This is a genomic window from Clostridium sp. YIM B02500 (genome assembly GCF_022324665.1).
GTDB lineage: Bacteria > Bacillota > Clostridia > Clostridiales > Clostridiaceae > Clostridium > Clostridium beijerinckii.
In genome coordinates, this window is record NZ_JAKGTE010000065.1 from 1 (window position 1) to 10,413 (window position 10,413).

At 29.1% G+C, this 10,413-nt stretch carries 9 protein-coding genes; all 9 read right to left on the reverse strand.

Going from position 1 to position 10,413, the window contains the following annotated elements:
• Positions 1 to 580: 580 nt before the first annotated feature.
• The 9 genes from L1S46_RS25910 to L1S46_RS25950 all read right to left on the reverse strand — a co-directional run bounded on the left by L1S46_RS25910 (position 581) and on the right by L1S46_RS25950 (position 9,923).
• Positions 581 to 1,501, reverse strand: coding sequence for an aldo/keto reductase (locus tag L1S46_RS25910; RefSeq protein WP_039772597.1), 921 nt, complete (start codon positions 1,499 to 1,501; stop codon positions 581 to 583).
• An 85-nt stretch (positions 1,502 to 1,586) separates the two neighbouring features.
• On the reverse strand, positions 1,587 to 2,438 hold the full coding sequence (locus tag L1S46_RS25915) for a MurR/RpiR family transcriptional regulator (RefSeq protein ID WP_238901396.1): 852 nt from the start codon (positions 2,436 to 2,438) through the stop codon (positions 1,587 to 1,589).
• A 54-nt stretch (positions 2,439 to 2,492) separates the two neighbouring features.
• Positions 2,493 to 3,461: a Gfo/Idh/MocA family oxidoreductase gene (locus tag L1S46_RS25920; RefSeq protein ID WP_238901398.1), complete on the reverse strand. Its 969-nt coding sequence runs from the start codon at positions 3,459 to 3,461 to the stop codon at positions 2,493 to 2,495.
• Positions 3,462 to 3,508: 47 nt separating this feature from the next.
• Positions 3,509 to 4,189 (reverse strand): ribose 5-phosphate isomerase A, encoded by a 681-nt coding sequence (gene rpiA, locus L1S46_RS25925; RefSeq protein WP_023976685.1) that lies wholly within the window; start codon positions 4,187 to 4,189, stop codon positions 3,509 to 3,511.
• A 187-nt stretch (positions 4,190 to 4,376) separates the two neighbouring features.
• Complete coding sequence (locus tag L1S46_RS25930) at positions 4,377 to 4,910, reverse strand: ECF transporter S component (RefSeq protein WP_236895525.1); 534 nt, start codon at positions 4,908 to 4,910, stop codon at positions 4,377 to 4,379.
• Between the two features lie 30 nt (positions 4,911 to 4,940).
• Complete coding sequence (locus L1S46_RS25935; RefSeq protein ID WP_238901400.1) at positions 4,941 to 6,086, reverse strand: alanine--glyoxylate aminotransferase family protein; 1,146 nt, start codon at positions 6,084 to 6,086, stop codon at positions 4,941 to 4,943.
• Between the two features lie 290 nt (positions 6,087 to 6,376).
• Complete coding sequence (locus L1S46_RS25940; protein WP_065417140.1) at positions 6,377 to 6,688, reverse strand: PTS sugar transporter subunit IIB; 312 nt, start codon at positions 6,686 to 6,688, stop codon at positions 6,377 to 6,379.
• Between the two features lie 317 nt (positions 6,689 to 7,005).
• On the reverse strand, positions 7,006 to 8,388 hold the full coding sequence (locus L1S46_RS25945; protein ID WP_238860734.1) for a L,D-transpeptidase family protein: 1,383 nt from the start codon (positions 8,386 to 8,388) through the stop codon (positions 7,006 to 7,008).
• 293 nt (positions 8,389 to 8,681) lie between these two features.
• Positions 8,682 to 9,923 (reverse strand): L,D-transpeptidase family protein, encoded by a 1,242-nt coding sequence (locus L1S46_RS25950; RefSeq protein WP_238860736.1) that lies wholly within the window; start codon positions 9,921 to 9,923, stop codon positions 8,682 to 8,684.
• Positions 9,924 to 10,413 lie beyond the last annotated feature (490 nt).

Below are 10,413 nucleotides of genomic sequence, written 5' to 3' on the forward strand. Positions count from 1 at the left end.
ATCAAACTCTCAATAAAAAGTTTAATCTTAGCTTACTCAAATAAAAATTGCTGGTTTACTTAAATGTATTTATCTTATTCTGTTCAATTTTCAAAGACCAATTTTCTTTCTTACAACTTTCGTTATAATTTTATATTATTTTTTGTCACCCTCAAGCGACTTTTTTATTTTATCACTTGATTTTCAACTTGTCAACAATTTTTTTAAAATTTCAAATTCCTTTATTTAAAAGTTCTTTAATATTTCTTTCAAATTGTTTACCGCTCTTAGCGACGTCTTTTATCTTACCATTAATATTTATCTACATATACTCAATCATCTGCAATATGCAGCTTTTATATTCCAAATTCTCTCTTTATATATATAATACTACAATATCCTACTATAGATACACCTGGTATAGTTATCCAATGCATTATATTTAGATTCCTCATATTTCTTAATCATATTAACTTCTTACACTTTAAAAATTTGCTTAGACTCACTATCAATTTATTTGCCCAATGGCTTAATTTTTCACATAAAATATCTGGCTTAAAGTAAAACTTAGTTCCACTCCAAGCCAGATATCAATTTTACCTTATGGTAATTTGTTTCCTGCTGCTAGATATATTTCATACCATTCTTGTCTAGTCAATGTGATATTTGATGCTTTGCATATTTCTTTTATTCGTTCAGCATTCATAGATCCAACTATTGTTTGTATCTTTGCTGGATGTCTTAATATCCATGCAGTTGCAATTGCAGTATTAGTTACTGCATACTTTTCTGCTATTGAATTAATCTTCTTATTTAATTCTGGGAATTTATCATTATCTAAGAATACGCCTTCAAAGAAACCATATTGATAAGGAGACCATGCTTGAATAGTTATATCTTTAAGACGGCAATATTCTAATACTCCCCCATCTCTATCTATAGAAGCATCATTTTTGATATTCATATTTAATCCTGCATCTATCATTCCTGTATGCATTATACTAAATTGCAATTGATTTATAATTATTTTGTTATTCAAATATTTGTTAAGTAATTCTATTTGCATTGCAGTATGGTTACTTACTCCAAAATATTTTACTTTTCCGCTTTCGTGTAATTTAGAAAAAGCTTCTGCAACTTCTTCAGGTTCCATAAGCGTATCTGGACGGTGTAGCAGTAATGTATCTACATAATCTGTTTTTAATCTCTTTAAACTAGCATCTACTGAATTTAAGATATGTTCTTTTGAAAAATCATACATTATTCCTGGTACTATAGAACACTTAGTCTGAATGATCATTTTTTCTCTTATGGAAGAATCCATTTTAATTGCATCTGCAAAAACTTCTTCTGATTTTCCTCCCCCATATATATCAGCATGATCAAAGAAATTAATTCCTTCTTCTAACGACGTCTTAATAATCTTTTCCGCCTCGCTCTTTTCAACTGATGCCATTCGCATGCATCCAAGTCCAATTTCAGAAGCTTTGATTCCGCTATTCCCAATATTTATATTCTTCATCTTTATACCCTTCCTTCTTCAAATCTAATATCTATTTAAAATTTTAAATAAAATATCTATTATATCCATCTATTGTAACTTCTCCTTATATCTTTCCTTCTGCAATAGATTGTTCGTGCTGACTAATCCAATTATATGCATCTTCTTTATCCCTTGTTAAAAGTAAGTATAAGATTTCTATAACAACCATAGCCGATACTCTAGAAAAGCTAAACTCATCTAGAAATAGTTTCTCTCTTGTTGAAGTATTTATATGATATTTGCTTTTGTTGGCAACAGGAGAATTCTCATGATTAGTTATAGAAATAGTTGTTGCCTGTCTTTCATTAGCAATTTCAAGTAAAGCTACAAGCTCTTTTGAAGCTCCTGAATTAGATATTACTATAACTACATCTTCTTTAGTTAAAGTATATGAAAATGCAAGTTGTGTTTCCCATATGGTATTAGTAACAGATGATATTCCTAACTGATTAAACTTATATGCTCCATCCATTGCTACAGGTATTGTATTACCAACCGCTGCAAATTGAACAATTCTTGCTCCTTTAATTGCTTCTAATATTCTTTTTATATTACCTTCATTCATCATTGAAATTGTTTGTTTCAATTCTTCAATTTTATTTGCTAATATATTTTGAAGTGATTGCATTATATTATTGGAATCTAATTCATTTGATATATTACTACTTTTTAAATTAACCATTTCTTTAGCTATTTTAATTTTCAAATCATAAAAACCTTTTAGATCACATTTTTTACAGAACCTAACTATTGTAGCTTCACTAACACTACTTTCTAATGCTAACTCAGAAACAGTCATTTCAATGACTGTTTCTTTATTATTAATTATATAATCAGCAATCTTTTTTTCTGCTTCATGTAAACTTTTATAAATGCAAAGAATTTTATCTAGAACACTCTTTTCTATCTCTCTCACTTTAATAATTACTCCCTTAATCATTGTATTCAATTAATTAATTTGTAAAACTTATTACTCAAAAGTATAGCTTAAATTCCATTGTCTCCTTACCTGGTCCATTATATCCATGACATCAACCGACAATCTTAAAGTATCATTACCCGTTTTATTCATTACCATACTATTTACACATTCAATTTCATATTCTAATGCTTTTGAACCATGGCCTTCTTCAATAATTTCTACACTTCCATCAGGATATGTAATTGTTGCTTTATCTGCTCTTGGAAAATTTTCAACAGTTATATATCCTAATTCTCCACATACAATTCCTCTCTTTGGCTGTTTTGCTCTCATAGTTAATGATATAACTGCCATTTCATCATCAGAATTTTTAAGAATTATACCTGACTGCTCATCTACTCCCGTTTCAAATTTCTTAACTGTAGTTAAAATTTCCTCTGGCTGACTAGAGAGAAAGTACCTTGTAAATGACAATGCATATGTTCCTATATCAAGAAGGGCACCTCCTGCTAAATCTGGGCTAAAAAATCTATTTGTCACATCATACTCTTTAAGGCTTCCAAAGTTAACTTGAATCATTTTAATCTTTCCAAGCTTGCCATCATCAACAATTTTACGTAACTTTTTATATAACGGCATATGATAAATAGTCATTGCTTCTGCCACTATTAATTTTTTCTCATTTGATAAGTCAACTATTTCTTTCAATTGCTTTCCATTTACAGTAATTGCTTTTTCACAAAATACGTTTTTATTATTATTAAGACTCTTAATTATATAATCATAATGATTACAGTGAGGCGTGGCTATATAAACAACATCTATATTATCATCCTTTAGCATCTCATCGTAATCTCCGTAAGCTTTTTCTATGTTATATTTATTAGCAAAATCCCTTGCCTTTTCAATATTTCTTGAACCTACCGCATATATCTGCCCATTCACTTCATTTATAGCCTTTGCAAAATCTGCTGCAATTGTTCCTGGCCCTAGTATTGCCCAATTTATTTTATTCATATCCTTCACCTCATATGTTTCAATTTTAAATTTTATTCTTAATTAAATTATTTTTGTGAAATTTCTCTAATACCTTCTTTACTAGCAATAATTACTTTTGTAATTACATTAGTAAATAATGATGTTTCTATAACTCCACAAATTCTTATTAGATTATCATTTAGTTTATGAATATCTTTTACATTATTAAAGAATACATCTACTAATAGGTTGCCATTATCACTTATAGTAAATCCATCTTTTATATCGCTACTTCTAATCACCGGTTTCCCATTTAATTCTAGTACTTTTTTTTCAACATACTTCAAAGAATCCTCTAAAACTTCAAGTACTACCGGAACATTAAATGTTAACTCTTTTTCAACTTTTGCTTCATCAACAAGGAGAATATATTCTTCTGCCATACTAGCAATTAACTTTTCCTTAGTATGAATTCCTCCACCACTTTTCAATGCATTTAATTTTTCATCAACTTGGTCACAGCCATCAAAAGCAACGTCCACTTTATCCACAGAACTTGTGTGCAAAACTTCTAAACCTTTTTCTATACAAAGCATCTTTGTTTTCACTGATGGAGTAACTATCTTTACGTTAATATTTTTATCCTGTTTTATAAATTCTATTAAATAAGCTATGCTCCTCCCTCCGCCTAGACCTACTATCATCCCATCTTTTATATATTTCATGGCTTCCTTAGCACTATTTTTCTTTAAATCGTTATCACTCATTCTCAATATCCTCCTAAATACAGTATCAAGTTAATATAATCATAATATGATATATTTATTTCGTCAACATTATTATTTACGAAATAAAGTTTCATAAAATATCATATTTTATTATAAGCTTTACTAAATGCAAAAAAATGATGCTTTAAAGTAGTATAAATCACTTTAAAACACCATTATTATATATTTAAATATACTTTTTATATCTTCTAAGTACTTTAGCAATAGGCAATCCAAGCAATAATCCAATAACAATCTGAGTCACATTTCCAGGTATTGATGCAACTGGTGATGCCCAGTTTCCATAAAGTATTCCTTCAGTAATGTAGTATCCGATTATCATCCAAATACCTGATAAGATAATTGCTAAAAGATTAAGTACAATACTATTACCTTCTTCATTTTTACTCCACGATATGGCACCAACCATGTATCCCATAATTCCTCTTACTACGAACGTAAATGGAGCCCAAAGTGCCCATCCTGATGATAAATCAAATATTGCCATTCCTACAGCAGCAGCTATAGCCCCCTTCTCTTTTCCGAAAACAATTGCTGTAACAAATAACATTACAGTTCCTAAATGAACTAATCCGCCAGTAGCTAATATTGGCAATCTAATATTTATAAATGCTGTTGCAACAAATACTAGTGCTGTTAATAGTGCTGTTTCTACCATGTCTTTTGTTTTAAATTTGCTTTTTCTTCTGTTTATTTCCATTCCTTGCCCCACCTTTGCTTAATTTAATAATTAATTATTTAAGTGTCTAATAAATGAATTTACTAATTCACCATTACTTTCAAAGCCTAGATCTTTTAGTCCGTTCTCAATTATATTTAATGCATAAAGAATCTTATCAACTTTTGCATTCTCCCCCATGTGTCCTATTCTTAAAATTATATCTTCGTATGGATTTAGTGATGTTATAATTAAAGTATTGTATTTACTCAACATATGATTTTTAAGCCTCTGAGCTCCTATGTTTTCCGGTATTTTGACTGCTGTTACTGTATTTGAATAACCATCTTCTAAAAATAATTCAAGTCCAAATTCACTAACAGCCTTCCTAGTCGCATATGCTATTTTTTCATGTCTCTTGAGCACATTTTGAATTCCTTCATCCAAAATATTATCAACCGCTTTATCTAACCCCATGATATCACTTATTGGCATTGTGTACGGAAACCACTTATTTGCGTAATAATTTTCCCAGATATTAAGATTACAGTAAAACCCTATTACTGGAGTCTTTCTATTTTTCATTGCTTCTTTAGCTTTTTCGCTGATGCTTACCATAGTTAATCCCGCTGGAGCTGAAAATGCTTTCTGAGATCCACCTAATGCTATATCAATCTTCCAATCATCAACCCTTATTTCTTCTCCACCCATTGCAGAAACAGAATCAACAACAGTTAAAATTCCATACTCATTTAATAATGGGCATATCTTAGATAAATCATTTAAAACTCCTGTTGGCGTATCGCAATGAACTATTGTTGCATACTTAAAATCATGATCCACACTTAAAAATTCATTTAACTTACTTTCATCTATAGCTTTGTTATAATCGCACGAAAAATATACCCCTTCTCCTCCGTACATTTCAACAAAGTCCTTAAAACCTCTCCCATAAATTCCATTGTCTAAAACAAGTACTCTATCACCTGGTTCAGTAAGAGATGCACATGCCGCTTCTAATCCTAAAATACCTTCCCCACTTAGTATATATACCGGATTTTTTGTCTCAATTATTTTCCCTATTGTATCACAAGTATTTTTATAGAATTCCACAAATTCTTCGTCTACGTCTGGATTAGTAGTTATCCTAGCTCTTTCTAACCTTACATTCTCTCTAACATTTGTCGGACCCGGAGCATAAACAAATTTCTCATTCATAGAATACATCACCTTCCTTTCTTCTGTATTTTAATATTAATTAAAATATCATATATAATAAAAAAAGTAAATTGTACGGATACAATATCTTTTTTATTTTAATTCTCTATTAAAATGTAACTTTCTAAATCGATCATTTTCATAAAATTAAGCCTTAAAAAGGCATAGCATCCGTAAACTCTCTAATGATAACCTACTATAAAATAAAAAATAAGCTTTCAAAAACAACTTGAAAGCTTATTTAATAGAATTTATAAATTTTTTTATGAATTCTTAGATTTATTTTGCATTTATTTCTTCTCTGTTAATTTCAATGCAAAATCCAATACCTTTTGACCATTCATCATTCCATAATCAACCATTGGTATTACATCTACTGGAATTCCTAATGGCTCACAAATTTTCTTTGCCTTTCCTAATGTATATCCAACTTGTGGTCCTAACAAAGCAACATTTACACCATCTAGATTTTTATCCATTTGGCTTTCTGGAAAAGCTTCAATATCTACTTCTATACCTTTAGTCTTGGCTGCATCATTCATTTTATTAACTAAAAGACTTGTTGACATTCCTGCTGCACAAAATAATCTAATTTTTATCATATTAATTCCTCCTAAACAATGTATTTATTCTAGTGTTATTACTTAGTTAAAGTATTTACAAATTTTCTTAATTTAATTATTTAATCAATTAAACTATTTTTTGTTATTAAATAATCCTGTCTATGTTCAAATAAAACCCTATTATAGGAAAACCATTAAATATTAATTTTTCCTTTTTATTGATCGGTATGAATTTATTATATAACAATAAATTTTCTTTGTAAATGTTTTCCGCTATATCCAGCTAGGAAAAGATTAGCTTCAATAGGATAGTTGCGATTAATCTTTTATATAAATTTAATCATTTAGAACCGCAACTAATAGCAAACTATCGGAGTACCTTCTTCAATATTATTAAATAAGACCTTTGCTAGGTAATATGGTGCATTAACGCATCCATGAGAACCATTCGCTTTGTATATGTTTCCACCAAACTCTGATCTCCAGCTTGCATCATGTATACCAACATTCCCATAAAAAGGCATCCAGAAAGAAACAGAGCTACTATAATTTTCACCTTTCAAGGTAGCATCCTTTTGCTTATAATTTAATCGATAAACTCCAGTTGGAGTGGGAGAGCCTCTGCTTGCATTACCTGTAACAACATCACCTTCTATTACAAGTATTCCATTTTTGTAATACCATAAGTGTTGAATATTCATATTAATTTCCACATAAGTATTGCCTATGTCATTACTATCATGAGATAAAGCAACTTGCTTATATATAGGCTCTTTTGCTATATTTTCTCCTTTCTCAATATCTTTAATCAACTCTTTTGCTTCCTGTGAAGTATCAATTACCCATCCATAATTTCCTCCACTAACTTTTGTTATTGTTCCTAAAGATGTTTTGAAATCTCTTGTTTTTCCTGAGGTATTATACGTATTAGCAATTTTTTTCATATACTCATAGACTTTTTTTTCATCAATTTCAACAGAATAATCTTGATCTACTTTAAGCCAATTGTGTATTACTGATCCATCAATAACTTCATTATCTTCGCCGAAGGAATATGTAATTTTTGATGATGCATATTTATCGAGTATATTTTTAGCTTCTAAAACTTCCTTAGATGTTGATATATACTTAGGATTCTCATAGCAATTAATTGATTCTAAATTAATTTTCTTCTCCCCACTAACAATTGCCTTTATTAAGTGTTCATACAAAGCATCTTTATTAATCTTATTTCCATATATCTCTTTGTTAATTATATATCCATCATCTTTATATTCTAATTCAGGATTTTTAGGTGCCACTACACTGCTTCCTGTTATACAAGAAAGATTATTAAAGCTTTTCTTTAATAAATCTTCGTTATATGATACAGAATCCGTAATTGTATAATTCTTCTCTCCTAAAAAAGATAAAATCCAAGCAAATGGAATCTGCTTACTTTTCAGTTCTTTAATTTTGTCTCCTAAATCATATCTTAAGTTAATATCCGCTTCTTTTATTTCTTCCCTTGTACCATAACGTTCTTCTAATTCCACTGAATATGTGTCCATTTTAGATAATATTTCTTCTTCTGCCTCTTGCACTGTTTTACCTGAGACGTCAACTCTGTTAATTGTTGAACCAAAATAAAAATGATTGATAAAATGTATAGAAACTATTGAATATATAGCTACCAGGGCACAAATAATCATCATTATTCTTTTTGGATATTTTATGTATTGTAATATTTGTTTTATCATACTTATCCCACCTGACATCATTCAACCTTACAATTTTCATTTTTAAATCCTAAAATTATAGCTTGCACAAAAAATATATTAAGTAACTTTTATTGAAGTTTTATATTTTAATAATTATGTAATTATAATTATATTTAGAACATTTTAAATTCAATTTATTAATTATAAAATGTTTATTATTATTTATAAAAAAAGGAAAGTTCTGACCTAAAAAGATCAAAACTTTCCTTCGCATTAATTATAATTAAATAGAGCTGTTTACTCTCGTGTGTTGATTAGAAATATCTCTAATATTACTCATGAACAATAACAGGGCAGCCTGGGCTAATATTATCAAATATTGCCTTAGCTACATAATATGGTAGGTTTACACATCCATGTGAACCACCCGTCTTATATATTTCCCCTCCAAATTCATCTCTCCAACTAGCATCATGAAGACCAATATCATTCTTAATAAAAGGCATCCAAAAGCTAACTGGTGATGCATAATCTTCACCTATTAATACTGAATCTCTTTGTTTCGAATTTAAGTAAAACACTCCTGTTGGTGTTCCATGCCCAGTACTTTCATTACCTGTAACTAGATCACCTTCTACAACAAGATATCCATCTTTATAGAACCATAAATGTTGTTTACCTTTATCAACTTCAACAAAAGTATCACCAACATTACTAAAATAACTGGATATAGAGGTTTGAGTATATATTGGATATTTACTTATAGTTTGTCCACTCTTTATATTATCTATTAGAACTTTTGTTTCCTCAGACACATCAATCATCCAACTATGGTTATTACCATTATCTCCACCACTAACCTTTATACTTGTCCCAAGTGATGATGCATAAGTATTTGCTATATTATCTACATAGTTTCTAACCATATTTTCATCAATTGTCACATTAAAATTACTATCAACACCAATCCAATTCTTTATTATTGAACTATCTAAATATTGTGTTAATCCTCCAAAATTATAAGTAATTTTAGAAGCCAAATATCTATTAAGTGTATCTCTAGCGATAACAACTGCTGGAGAATTTATTTTGAATCTAGGTTCTGAACTTTCGTAACAGTTAGCAGCTTCTAAATTCAATATTGTATCCCCATTTTGAATCGCTTTTACTATACTTTTATATAATATATCTTTGTTTATTTTGTTTCCATAAACTTCTTTTGATATTACATAATTATTATTTACTAAGACTAAAGTAGCATTTCCAGATTGAACCACTTTACTATCATCAGAACAACTTAGTTTATTTATAGAATCCTGTAACAATTTATTATCAAATGTGATACCTGAATCAGTTTTCAAACCAATGTCAGATCCATTAATTTGTTCCTGAACTCCTCCTCTTTCCTGTAATATTAATGCATATGTTTCAGGTAACTTTTGTTTTTCATTTGTAGTTTCAGCATATGCACCTATACTATTAATAAGAGAAATAAAAAATACAATGCTCAGACAATAGAAAAAGGTTATCATCTCTTTAGCAATTTTATTAGATCTATTTTGTTTTTCTTCCATAAAAACCCCCTTATATAAGATTCTATTAATATTAAATTTTTGCACATACAAGAAATTTTTATATAAATATTGTAAAGCTGCTATATACATTATTCCCCCTTTAAACGTTCTTTGTAAAATATAAAATCTCTTGAATAATATAACATGTTATTAACAATTGTACATTACATATTATACAATATTTTCCATACAATAATCAATTGTCATATAATATTTCTCTTAAGTTAATTACATACTTATGTTAAATAACAAAATCTCAGTTGCTTGTATGGTCAGAAACTTTCTTAATCAGCTGCATTTCTAAGTGTATGTAAGAAAAATTTCCAAGTAAATATATTTTCTATTTTACTCCATTTATACAACTTTCCATTATTAATCAGTCTTTTTCATATTTTATCTGCAAACTTAAATTCATATAAAATCAGGACCACCCGTAAAACGGGTGGTTTGCTCTGCGCCTGTAAGGCTTTGTTGCTGGCTGTGCTACTCG

Coding starts and splice junctions, on each gene's coding strand:
- L1S46_RS25930 (WP_236895525.1), bottom strand. CDS start 4,910: ATGGAAATAAACAGAAGAAAAAGCAAATTTAAAACAAAAGACATGGTA.
- L1S46_RS25910 (WP_039772597.1), bottom strand. CDS start 1,501: ATGAAGAATATAAATATTGGGAATAGCGGAATCAAAGCTTCTGAAATT.
- L1S46_RS25945 (WP_238860734.1), bottom strand. CDS start 8,388: ATGATAAAACAAATATTACAATACATAAAATATCCAAAAAGAATAATG.
- L1S46_RS25935 (WP_238901400.1), bottom strand. CDS start 6,086: ATGAATGAGAAATTTGTTTATGCTCCGGGTCCGACAAATGTTAGAGAG.
- L1S46_RS25950 (WP_238860736.1), bottom strand. CDS start 9,923: ATGGAAGAAAAACAAAATAGATCTAATAAAATTGCTAAAGAGATGATA.
- L1S46_RS25920 (WP_238901398.1), bottom strand. CDS start 3,461: ATGAATAAAATAAATTGGGCAATACTAGGGCCAGGAACAATTGCAGCA.
- rpiA (WP_023976685.1), bottom strand. CDS start 4,189: ATGAGTGATAACGATTTAAAGAAAAATAGTGCTAAGGAAGCCATGAAA.
- L1S46_RS25940 (WP_065417140.1), bottom strand. CDS start 6,688: ATGATAAAAATTAGATTATTTTGTGCAGCAGGAATGTCAACAAGTCTT.